Source organism: Streptomyces sp. NPDC005808, from assembly GCF_042871385.1.
Classification (GTDB): Bacteria; Actinomycetota; Actinomycetes; order Streptomycetales; family Streptomycetaceae; genus Streptomyces.
In genome coordinates this window covers 424,819-441,601 of sequence record NZ_JBIAIK010000003.1, presented here as the reverse complement: position 1 = coordinate 441,601, position 16,783 = coordinate 424,819, and the positions used below count along the sequence as shown (strand labels likewise).

At 69.2% G+C, this 16,783-nt stretch carries 23 protein-coding genes and 1 pseudogene; 13 read left to right on the top strand and 11 right to left on the bottom strand.

The features are described 5' to 3' along the window. Window positions 1-2 precede the first annotated feature (2 nt). Window positions 3-566 carry a superoxide dismutase family protein gene (locus tag ACFYPC_RS09115; protein WP_388672919.1) on the bottom strand — a complete coding sequence of 188 codons (564 nt, stop codon included), beginning with the start codon at window positions 564-566 and terminating at the stop codon, window positions 3-5. Window positions 567-821: 255 nt separating this feature from the next. On the opposite strand from ACFYPC_RS09115, the gene ACFYPC_RS09110 reads away from it, so the two are divergent. Next, the gene (locus ACFYPC_RS09110) at window positions 822-1,445 is read left to right on the top strand and encodes a DedA family protein (RefSeq protein ID WP_388672917.1); all 624 of its coding nucleotides are present in this window, start codon (window positions 822-824) and stop codon (window positions 1,443-1,445) included. A 47-nt stretch (window positions 1,446-1,492) separates the two neighbouring features. On the opposite strand, the gene ACFYPC_RS09105 is transcribed toward ACFYPC_RS09110, so the two are convergent. Continuing rightward, window positions 1,493-1,720, bottom strand: coding sequence for a DUF2277 domain-containing protein (locus ACFYPC_RS09105; RefSeq protein ID WP_388672915.1), 228 nt, complete (start codon window positions 1,718-1,720; stop codon window positions 1,493-1,495). 289 nt (window positions 1,721-2,009) lie between these two features. On the opposite strand from ACFYPC_RS09105, the gene ACFYPC_RS09100 reads away from it, so the two are divergent. From ACFYPC_RS09100 to ACFYPC_RS09090, 3 genes are all read left to right on the top strand, one after another. Then, window positions 2,010-2,921 (top strand): ketopantoate reductase family protein, encoded by a 912-nt coding sequence (locus ACFYPC_RS09100; protein WP_388672913.1) that lies wholly within the window; start codon window positions 2,010-2,012, stop codon window positions 2,919-2,921. Window positions 2,922-3,025: 104 nt separating this feature from the next. Beyond that, entirely contained in the window at window positions 3,026-3,631 is a 606-nt protein-coding gene (locus ACFYPC_RS09095) for a GPP34 family phosphoprotein (protein ID WP_388672911.1), read from the top strand. Between the two features lie 273 nt (window positions 3,632-3,904). Beyond that, window positions 3,905-6,187: an FdhF/YdeP family oxidoreductase gene (locus ACFYPC_RS09090; protein WP_388673402.1), complete on the top strand. Its 2,283-nt coding sequence runs from the start codon at window positions 3,905-3,907 to the stop codon at window positions 6,185-6,187. Between the two features lie 81 nt (window positions 6,188-6,268). Here ACFYPC_RS09090 and ACFYPC_RS09085 read toward each other — a convergent pair whose 3' ends face one another. The 3 genes and pseudogenes from ACFYPC_RS09085 to ACFYPC_RS09075 form a co-directional block, all read right to left on the bottom strand. Next, window positions 6,269-6,409, bottom strand: a complete 141-nt coding sequence (locus ACFYPC_RS09085; RefSeq protein WP_388672909.1) for a hypothetical protein — start codon at window positions 6,407-6,409, stop codon at window positions 6,269-6,271. 42 nt (window positions 6,410-6,451) lie between these two features. Further along, window positions 6,452-7,048 carry a DUF6461 domain-containing protein gene (locus ACFYPC_RS09080; protein ID WP_388672907.1) on the bottom strand — a complete coding sequence of 199 codons (597 nt, stop codon included), beginning with the start codon at window positions 7,046-7,048 and terminating at the stop codon, window positions 6,452-6,454. Between the two features lie 277 nt (window positions 7,049-7,325). Further along, a pseudogene (locus ACFYPC_RS09075) lies at window positions 7,326-8,051 on the bottom strand (class I SAM-dependent methyltransferase). Window positions 8,052-8,219: 168 nt separating this feature from the next. Here ACFYPC_RS09075 and ACFYPC_RS09070 point away from each other — a divergent pair. Beyond that, a complete protein-coding gene (locus ACFYPC_RS09070) occupies window positions 8,220-8,552 on the top strand; it encodes a hypothetical protein (RefSeq protein ID WP_388672905.1) in 333 nt (110 codons plus the stop codon). Between the two features lie 10 nt (window positions 8,553-8,562). Here the strand turns inward: ACFYPC_RS09070 and ACFYPC_RS09065 are convergent, their stop codons facing one another. The 6 genes from ACFYPC_RS09065 to ACFYPC_RS09040 form a co-directional block, all read right to left on the bottom strand. Continuing rightward, window positions 8,563-9,255, bottom strand: a complete 693-nt coding sequence (locus tag ACFYPC_RS09065; protein WP_388672903.1) for an AAA family ATPase — start codon at window positions 9,253-9,255, stop codon at window positions 8,563-8,565. A 66-nt stretch (window positions 9,256-9,321) separates the two neighbouring features. Continuing rightward, entirely contained in the window at window positions 9,322-9,927 is a 606-nt protein-coding gene (locus ACFYPC_RS09060; RefSeq protein ID WP_388672901.1) for an HD domain-containing protein, read from the bottom strand. A gap of 219 nt (window positions 9,928-10,146) precedes the next feature. Then, on the bottom strand, window positions 10,147-10,458 hold the full coding sequence (locus ACFYPC_RS09055) for a YrhB domain-containing protein (protein ID WP_388672899.1): 312 nt from the start codon (window positions 10,456-10,458) through the stop codon (window positions 10,147-10,149). A 545-nt stretch (window positions 10,459-11,003) separates the two neighbouring features. After that, entirely contained in the window at window positions 11,004-12,257 is a 1,254-nt protein-coding gene (locus ACFYPC_RS09050; protein ID WP_388672897.1) for a hypothetical protein, read from the bottom strand. Between the two features lie 28 nt (window positions 12,258-12,285). Continuing rightward, complete coding sequence (locus tag ACFYPC_RS09045; protein ID WP_388672895.1) at window positions 12,286-12,699, bottom strand: hypothetical protein; 414 nt, start codon at window positions 12,697-12,699, stop codon at window positions 12,286-12,288. A gap of 97 nt (window positions 12,700-12,796) precedes the next feature. Continuing rightward, complete coding sequence (locus ACFYPC_RS09040) at window positions 12,797-13,288, bottom strand: helix-turn-helix transcriptional regulator (protein WP_388672893.1); 492 nt, start codon at window positions 13,286-13,288, stop codon at window positions 12,797-12,799. Window positions 13,289-13,495: 207 nt separating this feature from the next. Between ACFYPC_RS09040 and ACFYPC_RS09035 the strand changes: the two genes are divergently transcribed. The 8 genes from ACFYPC_RS09035 (at window position 13,496) to ACFYPC_RS09000 (ending at window position 16,770) form a co-directional block, all read left to right on the top strand. Beyond that, window positions 13,496-13,711 carry a helix-turn-helix domain-containing protein gene (locus ACFYPC_RS09035; protein WP_388672891.1) on the top strand — a complete coding sequence of 72 codons (216 nt, stop codon included), beginning with the start codon at window positions 13,496-13,498 and terminating at the stop codon, window positions 13,709-13,711. Continuing rightward, window positions 13,708-13,986, top strand: coding sequence for a hypothetical protein (locus ACFYPC_RS09030; protein ID WP_388672889.1), 279 nt, complete (start codon window positions 13,708-13,710; stop codon window positions 13,984-13,986). The genes ACFYPC_RS09035 and ACFYPC_RS09030 overlap by 4 nt, the downstream gene beginning before the upstream one ends. A gap of 91 nt (window positions 13,987-14,077) precedes the next feature. Beyond that, on the top strand, window positions 14,078-14,440 hold the full coding sequence (locus tag ACFYPC_RS09025; RefSeq protein ID WP_388672887.1) for a hypothetical protein: 363 nt from the start codon (window positions 14,078-14,080) through the stop codon (window positions 14,438-14,440). Next, window positions 14,437-15,024, top strand: coding sequence for a hypothetical protein (locus tag ACFYPC_RS09020; protein WP_388672885.1), 588 nt, complete (start codon window positions 14,437-14,439; stop codon window positions 15,022-15,024). The genes ACFYPC_RS09025 and ACFYPC_RS09020 overlap by 4 nt, the downstream gene beginning before the upstream one ends. Continuing rightward, window positions 15,021-15,767, top strand: coding sequence for a hypothetical protein (locus tag ACFYPC_RS09015; protein ID WP_388672883.1), 747 nt, complete (start codon window positions 15,021-15,023; stop codon window positions 15,765-15,767). Before ACFYPC_RS09020 ends, ACFYPC_RS09015 begins: the two co-directional genes overlap by 4 nt. Beyond that, window positions 15,764-15,985, top strand: coding sequence for a hypothetical protein (locus ACFYPC_RS09010; RefSeq protein ID WP_388672881.1), 222 nt, complete (start codon window positions 15,764-15,766; stop codon window positions 15,983-15,985). Before ACFYPC_RS09015 ends, ACFYPC_RS09010 begins: the two co-directional genes overlap by 4 nt. Next, window positions 15,982-16,371, top strand: a complete 390-nt coding sequence (locus tag ACFYPC_RS09005; RefSeq protein WP_388672879.1) for a hypothetical protein — start codon at window positions 15,982-15,984, stop codon at window positions 16,369-16,371. The genes ACFYPC_RS09010 and ACFYPC_RS09005 overlap by 4 nt, the downstream gene beginning before the upstream one ends. A 111-nt stretch (window positions 16,372-16,482) precedes the next feature. Next, on the top strand, window positions 16,483-16,770 hold the full coding sequence (locus tag ACFYPC_RS09000; protein WP_388672877.1) for a hypothetical protein: 288 nt from the start codon (window positions 16,483-16,485) through the stop codon (window positions 16,768-16,770). The last annotated feature ends 13 nt before the right edge of the window (window positions 16,771-16,783 follow it).

Genomic DNA, 16,783 nt, shown 5'->3' with positions numbered 1-16,783 from the left:
GCTCAGCCCGTCCCGGCCGCCCACCCGAACGGGACCGTGAAGCAGGCCACCCTGGAGCCGGCCATGCCCGGGGCGCTGTGCAGCACCACGGAGGACGCCTCGCCGCGTCTGAAGTTCCAGTCGTGCCGGGCGCTTGCCCCGCCGTCGCCGCGGCCGTCGGCCGTGAAGTCCAGCCAGACCTCGTTGTCGGCGTTGGCGTAGGCCGGATCGGTCGGCGGCTGCACGGGGTCCTTGCGGTGCTGGTAGTGCCCGCCCGCGGCGGCCGGATCGGCGCCGCACGGCTTCTGGTGCACATGCACGCCGTACGCGTGCCCCGGCGTCAGGCCCTCCACCTTCAGCCGTACGGTCGTGGCGCCACGCGCCTCCGTGCGCTGGCTCACCTCGATCCGGGCGGCCGCGGGCACGAGCTCGGTGTCGTACGTCAGTGCCGCCGACGGGACGAAGGCGGTGGGCGGCGCGAACCGCGCGTCCGTCTTCATCCAGTAGCCGTCGGGCGCGGCCGTACCGCTGCCGCCCGTCGCCAGTACGGCCGACGCCAGAGCGCCGACGAATATCCCTGCCACCATCGCTGTCCAACTCCTCTTGGGCTTGTGCGCACCCCCGCCGAATCGATCCCCCTTTCGTTGGTACGGGAAGTCGGCCCGGTACGCCGTGCGGAGGCGGCAGCCGGGTGAACGTGGCGTGAGAGACCCACGAGCCCCCCGTGGAACTCCTGTCACACCCGCCGCGTACGCTGTATGGCTGTCACAGGCCGCCCTGCCGCTCCCCGCTACGCCGCGGCGTGGTTGTGCCTACGGGGGGAGTACAGGGGAGTGTTTCGGGTGCTGGAGAGTGTGGGGTTGCTGACGGGCAGCCCATGGATCTACGTGGCGGTGGCCACCTCGGTCCTGCTCGACGTCTTCCTGCCGGTGCTGCCGAGCGGCGTGCTGGTGATCATGGCCGCGACCGCCGCGGCGGCGGGCTCCGCGACCGGCGAGGTCCCGCAGGCGGTGCCCGACATCCTGTTCCTCACCCTGTCCGCGGCCACCGCCTCCGTCCTGGGCGACCTGGTGGCGTACCGACTGGCCTGGCGCGGTGGCGAACGTCTGGACCGTGCCATCGCCCGCTCCCGCCGCCTGACCAGCGCGCAGGAACGTCTCGGCGCCGCCCTCGCACGAGGCGGCGGCCCGCTGGTCGTGGTCGCCCGCTTCGCCCCGGCCGGCCGCTCGGTCGTCTCACTCGGCGCCGGCGCCGCCCACCGCCGCGTCCGCGAGTTCCTGCCCTGGTCGATCCTCGCGGGCCTGTCCTGGGCCGTGTACAGCGTCGCCCTCGGCTATTTCGGCGGCCAGTGGCTGGGCGCGACGTGGCTCGCCACCGGGGTTTCGCTCGTGGCGCTGTTCGGCGCGGGCGCGGGCGCGGCGTTCCTGATGCGGCGGCCCGCGCGCGCGGAGCCGGTCCGCGCCTAGAGGGCGGCGTTCGGATCGCCCCGGGGGATCCGAACGACGCCCCCTGGCTAGGCGCGTTGGGCTGCTGCCCCGCGTACTTCCAGGCCGTCCAGGAGTTCGGCCGTGGCCGCCGCGATCGCCTCGACCGCCTGGTCGAAGACCTCACGGTTGTGTGCGGCGGGGGCCCGGAAGCCGGACACCTTGCGGACGTACTGGAGGGCGGCGGCGCGGATCTCCTCCTCGGTGGCCTCTTCGGGGATCACGGGCGGACGGAGTGTCTTGATGCTGCGGCACATACGTCCAGTGTCGCGCGTACGCCGCCGTCCGGTGTCGCGTACCCCGACGTCCGGTCTCGCGTACCCCGACGTCCGGTCTCGCGTACCCCGACGTCCGGTCTCGCGTACCCCGACGTCCGGTCTTGCGTACGCCGCCGTCTGGTGTTGCGTACCCCGACGTCCGGTCTCGCGCCTGCGCCGGGCCGCGGCTGTCGTCCCCGGGGTATCGACCCGTCCGTACCGGCTGCGATGATCCGCTCCGAGGCGGCCACCCTTCCCGGGGGCCGACCGGCGAGAGGAACGAAGGACCATGAAGACAGCGCAAGTCACGCGTATGACCGTCGCGGTACTGGGCCCCGGCGGCGTGGGGGGCCTGCTCGCCGCGCTGCTGGCCCGCGCCGGGCACCGGGTGATCTGCCTGGCGGGCGCCGAGACCGCGCGGACGCTGGGCGCGGACGGCATCCGCGTACGCAGCGGGCACTTCGGCGACTTCACGGCGCGGGTCGAGGCGGACACCGAGCTGCGTGAGCCCGTCGACGCGTGTCTGATCGCGGTCAAGGCCACGGCGCTGGACGCGGCCCTGGAGCGCGTCCCGGCGAAGGCGCCGGGCGACGGCCTCCTCGTACCGTTCCTGAACGGCGTCGAGCACCCGGCGGTCCTGCGCGAGCTCTACGGCCGCGACCGGGTTGCCCCCGCGGTGATCCGCGTGGAGTCGGCTCGCGTCGCCCCGGGGCTGATCGAACACGGCAGCCCGTTCGCGGAGGCCGACCTGACCGGCGAGACAGTGGACCGCGAACGGCTGGACGCTCTCGCCGAAGCCCTGGCGGGGGCCGGGGTGGGCACCCGCGTCCAGGAGGGCGAGGTTGCGACGCTGTGGGCGAAGATGTCCTTCCTCGCACCGTTCGCCCTGCTGACCACCCAGTACAGGCTTCCCCTGGGCGACGTGCGCACCCTCCACCGCGAGGAGTTGGCGGCGCTGGTCGCGGAGACGGCGGCCGTCAGCTCGGCGTGCGGCGCTCCGGCCGACCCGGCGGCCGCTCTCGCCCGCTACGACTCCTTCCCGCCCGCCACCAAGTCCTCCATGCAGCGCGACGCCGAGGCAGGCCGCCCGCTCGAACTGGACGCGATCGGCGGGGCGTTGCTGCGGGCGGCCGACCGGTACGGAGTGCCTGTGCCGGTGGCGAGCGGGCTGGTGCGGGAGTTGGCGGCGCCGGGTCACTGACCCGCGGGCCTCCGGGGACGCCGGTCGCCGACCCGCGTCCCCGGAAGTGCAGGCCGACCCTTCGGCGACGTATCGTCACCGATGTCTCAGACATGGAGCCCAATATGACCACACCGCGGGACCTGTTGATCATCACCATGGACGTCTCGTCCAGCCGTCCCGTCGAGCAGGGCGATCTGTCACTGGCCCTCGCGGGAGCCGAACTGGTCGACCTCCTCGGCTCCCAGGCCCTCACCCTGGACGACGACCGCATCGTGCCCGGCCCGCAGGGGGCCGTGGGCGATCGTCTGCTGCACGAGGCCGCGTCCTCGCTCGTCCGGGAGCAGCCGTACGAGTCGGTCGAGGACCTGCTGTGGCGCCGGGGCCGTGACCTGTCCGCGGCCTATCTGACCGACCTGGGAGCGGGGGCCCAGCTCAACCCGCGACGCCACCGGTGGATTCCCGGCCGGACCGACCGGGCCGAACCGGCCGACTCCCCGGCCCGACGCCGGGCGACCGACCGCCTCGCCTCCGGCGAACCCGTCCTCGCCGCCCTCGCGGCCGCCGTGGGCGTCCAGGACGAGCGGCCCGAAGAGGCCACGAGCATCACCGACGACGCAGTCGCGACCGTACTGGCCGCCGTGAACGACGCCATCACGGAATTGGAAACCGTACGGCAACGCAAACGGGTCGAGGACGCGGCCTTCGACAACATCTGGCGAGGCATGTAAAGCGGCGGGACTGCTCGACGACGACTGTCTCCTCGTAAACCTTTCCGACAACCTTTCCGACGACCTTTCTCGACGACCTTTCTCGACGACCTGCCCGCTGCTCCCCCGGCGAAGGCGTCTCCCGATCGCGTGGCGTGGCAGCACCCGAGCCCCCGGCATAGCCTGAGGAGAAGTGCCGGGGAGCGCCTCACGCCCGGCCGGTGAGAGGGTGAAGTCTTGGCTGCCTCCCATGCCTCGCGTGACGACCAGGCGGGACCGAAGTCCCAGGACGCGCTGGGACCCCGAGTGGGACCCGACGCCGAGGGCGATCCGTCCTCCCACCCCTACCATCACCCTGCCGCGGGCTGGGGTGCGGCCAAGAGCGTGGCCAAGGTTCTGGCGCACGAGCGTGCCCTCGTGGACGGGCCGCGGGCGATCATGCGCATGAACCACGAGAACCGGGGCTTCGACTGTCCCGGCTGCGCCTGGCCCGACGACACCAAGGGCCTGCACCTGGACATCTGCGAGAACGGCATCAAGCACGTCACCTGGGAGATGACCCACAAACGGGTCGGCCGGGAGTTCTTCACCGCCCATTCCGTCACGGAGCTGTCCGGCTGGAGCGACTTCGCCCTGGAGGACGCGGGCCGGCTGACCGAGCCGATGGTCTACGACCCGGAGTCGGACCACTACGTCCCGATCGGCTGGGCCGACGCGTTCGAGCTGGTCGGCGGCGCCCTGCGCGCACTCGACAGCCCTGATCAGGCGTCGTTCTACACCTCCGGCCGCCTCGGCAACGAAGCCACCTTCCTCTACCAGTTGATGGCCCGCGAACTGGGCACGAACAACCTCCCGGACTGTTCCAACATGTGCCACGAGGCGAGCGGCCGCGCACTGCGGGCGTCCCTGGGGACCGGCAAGGGGACCGTCGACCTGAAGGACTGGGAGGCCACCGACGCCCTGTTCATCATGGGCGTCAACGCGGCCTCCAACGCGCCCAGGATGCTGACGGCCCTGGCCGAGGCATACCGCCGCGGCGCCCAGATCGTGCACATCAATCCCCTGGTCGAGGCAGCCGCCACGCGAACGATCGTGCCGCACGACTTCACGGCCATGGCGCTGAACAAGTCGACACGGACCAGCACCCTGAACCTGCAACCGCGGATCGGCGGCGACATGGCGCTCATGCGCGGTATCGCCAAGGCGGTCCTGGAGCAGGCCAAGACCGATCCCAAGGCGCTGGACCGGGAGTTCATCGAGCGCCACACCACGGGCTTCGACGAGTACCGGGCGCTGTGCGAGGAGACCTCCTGGGAGGAGATCGAGCGCCAGTCCGGGGTCGGGCGTGACGACATCCTGAAGACGGCGCGCGTCTACCGTGACGCCGACCGGAGCATCTTCAGCTGGTGCCTGGGGATCAGCCAGCACGAACACGGCGTCGACACCGTGCGGGAGATCGTCAACGTCCTTCTACTGCGCGGCAATCTGGGCCGCGAGGGAGCGGGACCCTCCCCCGTACGCGGGCACAGCAACGTCCAGGGCAACCGCACCTGCGGCATCGACCACCGGCCCACCGGGGAGTTCCTGGCGCGACTCGCCGAGGTCTGCGACATCGACCCGCCGGCCGCGCACGGTCTGGACACCGTAGGCACCATCCAGGCGATGCACCGCGGGGACGTGAAGGTGTTCGTCGGCATGGGCGGCAACTTCGCCCTCGCCGCGCCGGACACCCCGTACACCCACGAGGCACTGCGCAAGTGCGAGCTCACCGTCCAGGTGAGCACCAAGCTCAACCGCAGCCATCTCGTCCACGGCACCCGGGCGCTCATCCTGCCGTGCCTGGGCCGTACCGAGAAGGACCAGCAGCGCCAAGGCATCCAGAGCACCTCGGTCGAGGACTCGATGAGCATGGTCCACCTGTCCGTCGGCATGAGGCGTCCGGCCTCGCGGCAACTCCTGTCCGAACCCGCCATCATCGCCGGGATGGCCCGCGCCGCCCTGCCGGACGGCAACACCCCGTGGCAGTGGTACGTCGAGGACTACGACCGGATCCGCGACACCATGGCCCAAGTCCTGGACGGATTCGAGGACTTCAACCGCCGGGTACGCCTGCCGCTCGGCTTCCGGATCAAGCAGCCCGCCCGCGAACTGGTCTTCCTCACCCCGTCGGGCCGCGCCGAGTTCTCCACCGCGCCGCTGCCCGACGTGATCCCGGCCTCCGGCACCCTGGCACTGGCCACCGTGCGCTCCCACGACCAGTGGAACACGACGATCTACTCCGACAACGACCGCTACCGCGGCATCAAGAACCTGCGCACGCTCGTCTTCATGAACAAGGACGACATGCGCGAGCGCGGCCTCTCCGAGCTCGACCCGGTCGACATCACCAGCACCGCCAAGGACGGCACCCACCGCCACCTCGACGGCTACCTCGCCATCCCGTACGACATCCCCCGCGGCTGCGCGGCCGGCTACATGCCGGAGATGAACGCCCTGTGCGCGATCGGCGACTACAGCACCCAGAGCGCCCAGCCCCTCATGAAACATGTCAAGGTCACCATCACCCCGGCGGGCTGAGCGGCGGGGTGGGCCGCGAAGCCGCACTCGTCATCGCTTCGGCGCGAGCGATGGGCTTCGCGTCTTACGTGTTATGGCGTCTTACGCGTCCTCCGCCGAGGCGCTGTAGCGGTCACGCATGGCGCTGCTGCCGGGCGGGCCCGCCGTAAGGACGAAGGCGTCACTGTCGTCGAGCCGACCAAATTTGATCCGATCATTCGAGACCGGGACCAGATCGGCCATCGAAGCGTTGCCGATTGCTGAGCCTCGGTCAGCGACTGTGGTTCAACCGATGACGAAGGCCGGTAGACGCAGTGTCTCCACTTCGTCGCGAGGAAGGGAGAGACCGAATCGCGCCTCGATGAGCGACAAGGTGTGGCGGTCCCGGTCGCGGTAGGGCTCGTTCTCCGATCGTGCGTACTCGCCGTCGGGGTGCAGCACGCCGGCCGCGATCAACTCCGGCAGCAGCAGGTCTGGCTGGTCCCCCCAACGCCATACTTCTTCGCCGATTCCGAACCCGCAGAGGTCCTCCCCGTCCCTCGCGTAGGAGAACATCGCCGGCGGGTGGTCCAGGGCGGGTTCCAGATGGATCGCCTCCACACCGCTTCGGGAGATCTCGGCCAGCCTGCGACCCCCGTCACCCAGACCGTACTCAACGGCGAACGACCAACCACCGCACGCACCGACCCGCACAACGTCATCGTCATCCGTCGCCAGGTCCAGGATCATGTGCCATGCCTCTGTGTCAGTGATCGGTGCCACGACAGATCCCGGCACGCCGCCCATCCGCACGCCCAGTTCCTCCGGCGCGAGGCCGCGCGCGAACACCACGCCGTACCGCCAGTCGTCCTGGTCCACAAGCCACTGAATGCCGCCACCCATCACGCCTCCTCACAGGCACAGGTGGTCCCTCCGTCCGTGCCCGCCCAAGCGATCACCCTAACCACGGGAACCGACAACCCCAGGACAGTCAGTCGAGCCACAGCTTCCAGCGGGCGCGGGGCGGATCGCAGTGGCCTGAGTCAACGGCCTGTTGGTAGGCACGATCGGCGAGTTCCTTGTCCGACCACACTCGGCCGTTCACGTGCGGGAGATCGCTCCCGTGGCCGTAGGTGAGTTCGGAGAACGCGACGACGCAGTCGGGGCGCCCGGTTCGTCATCAGGGGCGTCGTGCGAGGAAAACGAACTCCTTGCCTGGTCGGTCAGGCGCGTCGCGCACGTCCTCTATCACGTAGCCGTGCGTGACCAGGTCCCTCTCGACCTCCTCCCGCTCGCGGAAGCGCAACGTCGAATCCGACGTCAGCACTTGTCCGTCTGTATCGAACACATAGGTCCACCGGAATGTCACCAGCGGCCAGTTCACCTCGATCAGCCGGACCCAGCTCTCGACGGCGCCGACGCCTGGAATCTCCGTCACGCTTTAGGAGCTCCCACGGCTCCACTCCTCCCAAGCGCGCCTCGCCGGATCCCGGGTCTCGAACACCAGGTGCCCGCCGGGCCGCAGTGCTTTGTAGGCTCCCCGTAGCGTCCCCTGCCATGTCTGGGGCTCGACGATGGCCTGGGCGACGTTCGCTGTCATCGTCGTAAGGTCAACCCGCAGATGCGGTAGGGCTGCTGCGTCACCGCAGATCCAGCGCACTCGCTCACTGCCCGGCTTGCTCCGGGCCACTTCGACGGACGCCTGGGCGGGATCGACGCCGACGACCTCGATCCCGCGATCAGCCAGGAGGAGAGCGAACACCCCTGTCCCGCAGCCGATGTCCAGCACTCGATGCGCCCTGAGCTCCTCGGCGATCTGGAGGTATGCATCGAGATCGCTGCGATCAGGGTCGAGCGGGTCGTATATCGCGGCGAGCCGTGGATGCCCGAAGCACTCGTCAGCCATGCTGCCGAACGTATGCAGAGCGGCCCCGGATCACCACTGAGTTCCGTCGGCTGTCAGCGACGGTCAGTAGCCCCGCCGCTGACGTCACAGGGACAACAGCCACACCCGTTCGCGTGAAGTGCCCCAAGGAACTCGCATCCCAAAATCGAACAGGCGTACCATTGCCGCGTGGCTGCGACCTATGACTTTCCGAGTGACCTCCTGGCTGGTCAGGAGGAGCTGCATCAGGTCCGGGCCGAGCTACTGGCCCTGCTGAAGCGGCTCCCCTGGTCGGTCGAACCGCTGGACGGCTTCAGCGACGCCAACGGCTGGCGCAGGGTGGAACGCCCCGCCTCCCCCGGCTGGACCGCAGACGAACAGGCCGAAGTCGAGAAGCTCCGCCGACGAGAGCGCGAGCTCGCCGTGTTCGTGACCTGCCACCGCTTCTGGTCGGAGGTCATCCCCGCGGAAACGGTCGACGCCCGCGCGCGCCTGAAGCACGCCCACGAGGACCCAGCCTGAACGCGCCGGCTCAGTCCGCCTGCGGCAAGGTCCGAAGAGCAAGAGCCTGAGGCGTACGAAGTGTCCGCCGGAGCGTCTCGAAGGCGGTGGGGCGCGGGCGGTCCGCCAGGAAGTCCCGCACGCGAAGAGCGCACTCCCGCGGGCTGAGGAGACTGGTGTCAACGTCGAGATCGTGCAGTTCGTGGGAGTGCACCTCGCCGTACTGCATGGCGGCCAGCCCCCGCTGCCGGTCCCCGCGCTCGCTCTCCCGGCGCTCCAGCTCGGGCAGCGGGCACCTGACCCCCACCAGCACCGTGTCCTGCGGCACGAGCAGACCGAGAAGGTCGAGCAGCCGCCAACGACGGCTCAGCGGATGATCGACGACGAGGTTGTTGCCACCGGCCGCCATGCCCGCGACAGCACGGTGGAATCCCTTGGCCGTACGGTCGATCTCCGCCTGAAGATCCTCGTCGGCTATCTCGCTACCGCCGCGCATCGAGTGAAAGGCGTCCACCGGCATGTGGAACCACGTCCCGTCGAGGACTTCGAGGAGTTCCCGGGCGATGCTGCTCTTCCCCGAACTGGACGTGCCGTTGAGCAGAATGACGGTGCCCCCGGCCACGGTCTCGGGGATACGGGCGGGGTCCGGGTCGAGGTCCGCCATCCCCGGAGCCGCCTCGGTGGCCCGGGTGGACTTGGTCGCCTCGGTCGCCTCGGTCGCCATGATGGTGCCCTTCTCTCCGCCGTACAGCCATGATCCCGAACCGGGCGGGCCGGAGAACACCGGTTTTCAACGGGGCCGCCCGACCGGGTAGGCCGCCTGGAAGGCCAGCCGCCGATCCGCTCCCTCACCGACAGCCCCGAGGAGATCATCGAGGGCCAGGAACTCCTCCCAGCGCGTCCTTCCACTCGCCTCGCTCAGCCGCCCGACCACGAGATCTTCCAGCTCAGGAACCCGCTTGTTCTTCCAGACCTTGTCAGCCACGCTCACCAGCAGATCGTCGATCCCGATGTCCGGTCCGGTCCACGCCGCGTGCGTCCCCGCGAACCGGGCCAGTTCCACACCGAAGCCGTGGGTCAGCAGCAGTTCACGCCCGGTCTCTTCGTGCGCGGAGCCGGGCCCTGACAGTTCACCGACGTGCACCGTCTTCCCTATGTCATGCGTGGCCGCCCCGAAGAGCACGGCCTCACGGTCGAACCGCAGCGCCGGCTGCCGCTCCTCCGCCCAGTCGACGAGTTGGTGCGCGACATCGTGAACGGCTCGCAGGTGGGCCGCGAGGCGCGGAGGGACGTCGAGACTCCGCAGGAGCTCCGCCACTTTGTCCGGCAGCGGGCGCAAGGACGGGTCGCCACTGTCGTGGAGAGCTCGCAGCAGAAGATGTCCGGAAGTCGTCACCGCGCCAGGCTAGCTAGGCGGGAAAAGACCCAAGGCCCAGATCTACGGGTCCGTACCCAGCCGACCTGGGCCTCGCATGCCCCGAACCTGGTGGGCGCGGACGGTTTCGAACCGCCGACATCCGCATTGCAGGGCGGGCGTGGTCTGCAGCGCAGTGAGGACATCGAGCCCGATCGCGGTGAGCAGAACACTGAGGTCGGCGGAGTCTTAATAGAGGAGTCAAGGGGTCTGGTGCCGGCCTGTTGAAGTCTCCGTGTCGTATTGGCGCTGGTAGGCGGCGACGGTGTCGCCGAACTGGGGGCCTCCGAGTTGGTGCAGGCTGCCGTCGCGCCGGTCCACAACGATGGGGCCGGTGCCCACCCACAGGTCGCAGGTCTGGCGGGTCCTGGCCCAAGTGGAGCTCTGGTAGTGGAACTCCCAGCCGAAGCGGTGCTCGGTGATGCTGATGATGACGGCGGCGATGCCGTCTTCGGCGGGCATCCTCGCGAGATGTATCTCGACGATTCTGCGTGCTTGCTCGGCTGTGATCACGGGGTGAGGTTACTGGCGGCGGCTGTAGCGCTTGGGCCGGTGGAGATTGCCGGTGCAGCGGCCGGAGTCTTTCGCGACAGGAGGCCGCGCCGCCGAGGCGGCGCGCGCCCGCGCCGTGCGCGGGCTTGATGAATGTCGGGAAAGTTTGGCCGCTTGGCGCCCTTGATCACCTGCTGATCGGTCCCGGCGGGGTGTTCGGCTCCTTCAACACAGAGATGTTCGGCTTCTTCAACCCGAAGTGGCAACGTGGTGCTTCGGTCTGGGTCGGTGACGAACGTCTACGCCCACGCGGTCCAGGACAGCCAGCACGAGGCGGTCAGGCACATGGACCGACTGCTCCCGCGTCGCCTACCGCACTATCAACGCCATCACTGATGGCAGATCGGGATGTCAAAGACCCCCAGCCATGATCAGCTGGGGGCCTCTGGCCTGGTGGGCGCGGACGGTTTCGAACCGCCGACATCCGCCTTGTAAGGGCGGCGCTAATTCTCTTCTGACCTGCCGTGACGCCTGCCGTGTAGATCATTTAGGAGATATTCGGGAGATCAACTCTGCCAGACGGTTTCCCATCCGAGGTTGGTCATGGCCCGCTCGTAGATCTCCTGTAGCCCGTCCAGCCTATCGCGCCGCATGTCCGGTGTGGGGTGCTGGTAAACGGCCTTGATGCCGGGCCGCTTGTGCCCGGCCTGCTCGAAGGCGAGCGCCGGCTTCACCCCGATCTGGTCCTGGTAGGTGTCGTGCGTGTGCCGCAGCGCGCGCATCGTCAGCCCCGGCATGAGCGGCTCCCAGGTCGCCCGCGGCGCATACCCCTTGCTCTTCAGCCGCGCGTCCCGCCCGTCCGCGCACCGCCGCATCACCTGGTGCCCGAAGTTGCTGCGCCGCCAGTGCTTGCCGCCCACCGTGCAGAACAGGAACTCGCGCACGTGCGCGGATGCGTGCTCTGCGAGGAGCACCGCGAGGAACGGCGGCAGGTCGATTTCCCGCTTCGACTCCGCGGTCTTCACCGGCTCAAGCCCGAGGACGAGCGGGAGCTTCTTCCCGTCGGCATCGCGCGGCTGATACTCCGCCACCTCCTCGACGACGGACAGCGTCGGACACACGAACTCCCCGCCATCGAAGGCCTGCCGCCGCTCGGTCAGCGACGTCTTCCGCAGGGCGAGGCCCTCACCCCAGCGGATTCCCGCGAAGGCCGTGACAAGCATGTGCAGCCCGTCCCGGGGACCTGCCCGCCGCGCCACCTGCAACACGATCTCGGGCGGCGCCCAGAGTTCGGTGTGGTCCTTCTTCTGGATCTCTGCCTTCGCCGCGGCGGTGCGGCTGCGGCGCCGGCCGAAGAGCGGATTCACCAGGAGGTGCTTGGCGTCCACGGCACCCGTGAGGATCGAGGACATGACGCTGAGACACTGCGTCGCCGTCGAGTCGTCGCAGTCGAGCCCGTTCGCCCAGTTCTCCGCGTCGAACCACGAGATGCCGATCAGCGGCGTGTGCTCCCACCGCGGAAGGATGTGCCGCTCAAGGCGCTCCCACCGGGTGGTGGTCGTCCGGCCGCGCGGCGCCTTCTCCTTCATCCACTCCCTCGCCCACACACCGAAGTGCTTGTGCTTCAGCTCCGGGTCGATCCAGCGGCCGGCCCGGATGTCCGACTCCTGCTCCTCGCCCCACGCCTCGGCGAGCTTCTTCGTCTCGAAACCGGGCTCGCTCCCCCACGTGCCGTCGGGCTTCTTGTACCGCGCGCGCCAGGTGAACTGCTTCGTCTGGCGGCCGTTCCTGACCTTGTAGACCTTCTCCGCGTAGGCCATGCCCTTCCCCCTGTCTGCGACCGGTCCGCTACACGGTCTGCCCGTGGATCACGTAGCAGGCCGGTTGCCGCTCCCACCACGGAGACCGCTCCGACTGGTGGCGCGTGAGGTGGCCTGCGGCGCGCTCGCTGATGAGATCGGCGCGAACCGTGTAGGCGATGTATTCCGGGTGGTCGTCGACCGCGACGGCGGCGTCGTTGTCCATGATGGCCCGCCGCTCCATCGTGATGGGAATGCGCGGGCCGAGAGGCGCCCCAGCGGGGCGCGGGTGCCAGCGGCGCGCCTGCTGCGTGAACAGCTCGGCGAACACCACGGTGCCTTCGTCGCTGATGTCGTCGTAGTGAAAGTGGAACAGACAGCCGGAGCCGTCCTTGTAGTCCTCGATCCAGGGCTCGAAGTAGTCCTCGCCCTGGGCGTGTCGCTTCACCTCAATCGTGAGCATTGCTGCCCCCGTTCCGCCGAGCGGTGCCCCCCTCTCGTGACGGTCCGTGCATGCAACCACACCGAATGGCGTAATGCACGTACCTGGTGCGGATCAATCAGGACTCTGCAACCTCATCAGGCTCAGTGGCGAGCCCTTGGAGGAGTCTGCGCGGCTTGCGGTAACGCGCCGCGATCCGCTCCAGTTCCTCCGGTGACGCGCCCTTGCGGCCTTGCAAGACCACGATGATGTGCCCGTCGTCTTCGTGCGGACCGAGCGGGATCACCCCGGCCTCGAGCGTCTCGCCTGTCCGCAGCTCGTACTCCACCGCCGGCGGAAGCGGCAGCCTGCTCGACTCGGCAGCCTGCTCACTGCCTGCCGCTGGCTCACCCCGGGCGATGCGCTCGGCCTCCCCGTCCGGGAATCCGAGTAGCTCGGCGTATCTGCGCACGGTCTTGCCGACCCTGACGAAGTCTCCGCTCTCGATGTTCTGGATGGTCGTGCGGCTCACCCCGAGGGTCTCCGCTGCGGCTGGCTGGGTGAGCCGAGGGCGCAGCGCTTCGCGTGCCACTTGAAGCCGGGTGCCCAGCTCCTTGGTTCCGTCATCCATGGGCAACCATCTTGGCACATCTCGTTGCACGCCAACAGCTCAGTTTCGGCGCTTTGACCTGGGCAGTATTCGGCATTTTGCGCCCCGGCGGTTGCACTGAATCCCGTGCGCTCCCGGCGCACCACCAGTACGGCGGCTCACCACCTCGATGGAAAAAGTAGGCAGCCTGCTTGCTTTGCGTAGGCAGAGTGTGGTGAGAATGTGGGCGTGAAGCCCAATGGATCGATGATCAGAGGCGTGCGAGTGGGTCGAGGGCTCAGTCTTCCTGAGCTTGAAGCCAAGACCGGCCTGAACCGCGGCTACCTCTCCCGGATGGAGCGGGGCCACATCCAGGAGGTCGGCTCTGAGCAGGTCCGCCGGGTTGCCAAGGCCCTCCGCGTGTCGGAGGACCTGCTGACTGAAACAGAGGAGTCGACGCCGTGACCGCTCAGGCCACGAGGACGCGCCGGGCCCCCGCAAAGGCCCCCAAGGCGCCCAAGTCCCTTATCCCGCAGGACAGTTCGGCCGAGGCTGAATTCCGCCGGTGGACACCGGACGAGGTCGCCGCCCTGAGGCTGCTGCCGTACACCGCCCGGGTGATCCGCGAGAAGTGCTACCGGCGAGAGCTGCACTTCCACAACGACGGCGGCCGCATCACCTTCACCGCCGAGGACCTGCGCCTCAACAACCAGCTCGGCGCGCAGGCGCCGGCCGCCTGACCTACCCCTGAACGCGCCGAAGGGCCGCCCGCTTTGACCGGCCTGGCGACCCCCGACCGGCGACCCCACCACACAGAAAGCAGAGGTCACCGTGACCACTGAGAATAGCTCCCAACTCACCGTGCAACGCTCCGCGATCCAGGTGCTCGCCGACCTGACCGTCGAGCATCCCGAACTGCCCGCCGCGTACATCACCATCCGCGCGCCGTGGCAGGGGGAACCGTCCAGGCTCGACCTTCAGCTGGACACGCCCACCGAATTCGAGCAGTGGCGCACCGCCCTCGGCATCCCGTCCGCCGACGTGGTTCTGGAGCCCTACGGCCGTGGGTCGTGGGTCACCGTCCACACGGTCCACGAGGGCATCAGCGTGACCCTCTCCGCGCACGGCATCCTCATCACCCAAGACATGCTCACCGCCCCGCGCACCGTCGACGCCGTCGAGGTGTCGGCATGAAGTGCGGTGAGCCGAAGCCCGGCGGCAGTTACGAAGACTGTGACCTGGAGCTGAAGCACCAGGGCGACCACGGCTATTTGGGTCGGCGCTGGCCCCGTGTCGAGCCGAACGAGCCCGACTGGAACGTGCAGGAACTGCTGGATGACCAGACGCCCCGCAACGCCTACGGCGTGATGGAGCGCAGCTTCCCGATCATCGTCACGGAGACCGTCACCCGGGTCCTGTGGGTGGACGCCGAGTCCGAGGACCAGGCCCTCGCCTACTGGGGCGCCGGCGGCGACTACCCGTCGCTGGACGGAACCGAAGTACTGGACGGCTGCCTGGACTTCGAGCGGCCGGACCAGTGGCAGCGACAGGCCGCGTTCGAGGCACAGGGCTACGGGGCGAAGATCGGCCCGAAGGTGCAGTGCCCCGGCTGCAACGCGGAAGCCTTCCGCCGCGAGTGGATGCACGACCCGATGCGGAAGTGCCACGGACCCATCGAGTGGCGCGAGAACCCGTCGGCGAAGCCCAAGTATCGGTGGCGCCGTGAGTACAGGACGACGCCCGTGTACTCCGCCACTTCCGAGGCGGTGGCGGCATGACGCTCTCCCCGTTGGCCCGTACCGCGGCGGGTGTGATCCGTGCGCAGTGGAGTCAGGGTCGTATCGCGGCGCTCGCTGACCAGGCTGCGGAGGCTCTGGAGTCGGCGCAGTTGCTGATGTCGCCGGACGTTGCGGCCGAGCTGGAGCAACTGCGGGCTCAGGTTGCGGAGTTGGAGGCGCAGCGTGACCGGCGCCGTGGCCGTCTTGTGGCACTCCAGAACGACGCGCTGAACATGCGCGGCGCGCTCTCTCCGAACGGGGAGGACCGGAAGGTCCCGATGCCGCTCGGAGAATCGCTGACCCCAGCTGTGGAGTGGCTCATCAGCCGGGTTGCCGAGTTGGAGGAGGCGGCCGTCGAGGGGCGGGCCGCTCTCGCTTCCCTCTGCTACGACCACGACGACCCCGGTAGCGCTGCGCTCGGTGCGCTCTACCTGCTCCAGCAGGCGACCTTCGGGACACCTATGGAACCGGGCGAGGCCGTCCCGAAGGTCTACCGGGCGTCGCACGACTCGATCGTGATGGGCCTCTACACCACGGCCGCTGCCGCCCGCGAGCACTGCGAGGCGGAGGAGCGCCGCTCGTGGCTGACGGGGACCAACCTCGCCTTCGACTGGATCGAGGACGAGGAAGACGGCATCGCCGAACTGGTGGTCGTCGCGGGGCAGAACGAGGAGTCCATCACCGGCTACGTGGTGGACGCCCTGGACATCGCCTTCGAGTACGACGAGGAGGCGGACGAATGACGGCCCTCGCGCCCAAGCCGAATCCGCTCGCAGACCTTCCGGCGATGCCCGACACCGCAGCGCCGGTGCTCATGCCCGGCCTGCTGCGTGCCCTTGGCCTCGCCCCGCGCCCGGTCCCTGCGTGGATCACCGACCCGGACCTCATCGCCTCCATCGAGGCGGGCCTCATCGACATTCCCGACGACCTGTACCCGATCACGTCCAAGGGGGATCGATGAGGAACCCGCTCGCCGGTACCGGCCTCCGCCGCTACACCCGCTCCCGCCTCATCCACGACCGCGACGCAGCCCGCGCCGAAGTCCTCCGCCTCGAAGGCGTCATCCGCGGACTCGACGCCACCGCCATCGAGCAGGGCGAGCGCATCGTCCAGCTGGCGGCGGACGCCGTAGACGTCAGCGTCGAGCGGCAGCTGCGCGCGGCAGCCGAGGAGAAGGCCGGCGCTCTTGAGGGCCAGCTCCTCGCTCTCAGGTCGCAGCGCGACAACGAGTACGCCGTCACCGTGCCGCCCATGCACCGCGACATCGACGACGACGAGGCATCCACCCACCCTCACGGGTTCGACGTCCGCACCCTGCGCGAGGCCCTCGACCCGCGCGCTGCCTGACCACCTGACGGGCCGCGAGCCTCCCCATCCAAGGCTCGGCGGCCAGCCGTGGCCCGCCCGCAACTTCCCCCCGGCGGGTGGGCCACGGCAACCACACCTCTTGGAGCACCCATGAAGACCCGTCGCCCCTATCGGTACGTGACCGTCACCACCGACGTCGAGGTGGACATCGGCGACTACCTCGCTGAGTCCGACGACAACGAGCTGAGCGACCTCGGCCTGCACCGCGAAGACAGCTGCGCGGGGGACCCGCACGGCGCCGCCGGTGAACTCCACAGCGCCCTCAACGCGCTGCACCAGCAGGCCCATCCGGACCAGCCGCTCTTCGTCGACATGTGCCTGCGCGAACCGTGCCGCTCGCTCTCCGTCCAGAAGTTCCCCCAGCTCGGCAGCCGCTGACCGACCTCGAAAG

What these genes read in the sequence shown, in the direction of transcription:
- ACFYPC_RS09050 (WP_388672897.1), bottom strand. Translation starts at nt 12,257, where the DNA reads ATGGCCTACGCGGAGAAGGTCTACAAGGTCAGGAACGGCCGCCAGACG.
- ACFYPC_RS09105 (WP_388672915.1), bottom strand. Translation starts at nt 1,720, where the DNA reads ATGTGCCGCAGCATCAAGACACTCCGTCCGCCCGTGATCCCCGAAGAG.
- ACFYPC_RS09100 (WP_388672913.1), top strand. Translation starts at nt 2,010, where the DNA reads ATGAAGACAGCGCAAGTCACGCGTATGACCGTCGCGGTACTGGGCCCC.
- ACFYPC_RS09010 (WP_388672881.1), top strand. Translation starts at nt 15,764, where the DNA reads ATGACGGCCCTCGCGCCCAAGCCGAATCCGCTCGCAGACCTTCCGGCG.
- ACFYPC_RS09065 (WP_388672903.1), bottom strand. Translation starts at nt 9,255, where the DNA reads ATGGCGACCGAGGCGACCGAGGCGACCAAGTCCACCCGGGCCACCGAG.
- ACFYPC_RS09095 (WP_388672911.1), top strand. Translation starts at nt 3,026, where the DNA reads ATGACCACACCGCGGGACCTGTTGATCATCACCATGGACGTCTCGTCC.
- ACFYPC_RS09080 (WP_388672907.1), bottom strand. Translation starts at nt 7,048, where the DNA reads ATGGGTGGCGGCATTCAGTGGCTTGTGGACCAGGACGACTGGCGGTAC.
- ACFYPC_RS09115 (WP_388672919.1), bottom strand. Translation starts at nt 566, where the DNA reads ATGGTGGCAGGGATATTCGTCGGCGCTCTGGCGTCGGCCGTACTGGCG.
- ACFYPC_RS09085 (WP_388672909.1), bottom strand. Translation starts at nt 6,409, where the DNA reads ATGGCCGATCTGGTCCCGGTCTCGAATGATCGGATCAAATTTGGTCGG.
- ACFYPC_RS09040 (WP_388672893.1), bottom strand. Translation starts at nt 13,288, where the DNA reads ATGGATGACGGAACCAAGGAGCTGGGCACCCGGCTTCAAGTGGCACGC.
- ACFYPC_RS09045 (WP_388672895.1), bottom strand. Translation starts at nt 12,699, where the DNA reads ATGCTCACGATTGAGGTGAAGCGACACGCCCAGGGCGAGGACTACTTC.
- ACFYPC_RS09015 (WP_388672883.1), top strand. Translation starts at nt 15,021, where the DNA reads ATGACGCTCTCCCCGTTGGCCCGTACCGCGGCGGGTGTGATCCGTGCG.
- ACFYPC_RS09020 (WP_388672885.1), top strand. Translation starts at nt 14,437, where the DNA reads ATGAAGTGCGGTGAGCCGAAGCCCGGCGGCAGTTACGAAGACTGTGAC.
- ACFYPC_RS09000 (WP_388672877.1), top strand. Translation starts at nt 16,483, where the DNA reads ATGAAGACCCGTCGCCCCTATCGGTACGTGACCGTCACCACCGACGTC.
- ACFYPC_RS09005 (WP_388672879.1), top strand. Translation starts at nt 15,982, where the DNA reads ATGAGGAACCCGCTCGCCGGTACCGGCCTCCGCCGCTACACCCGCTCC.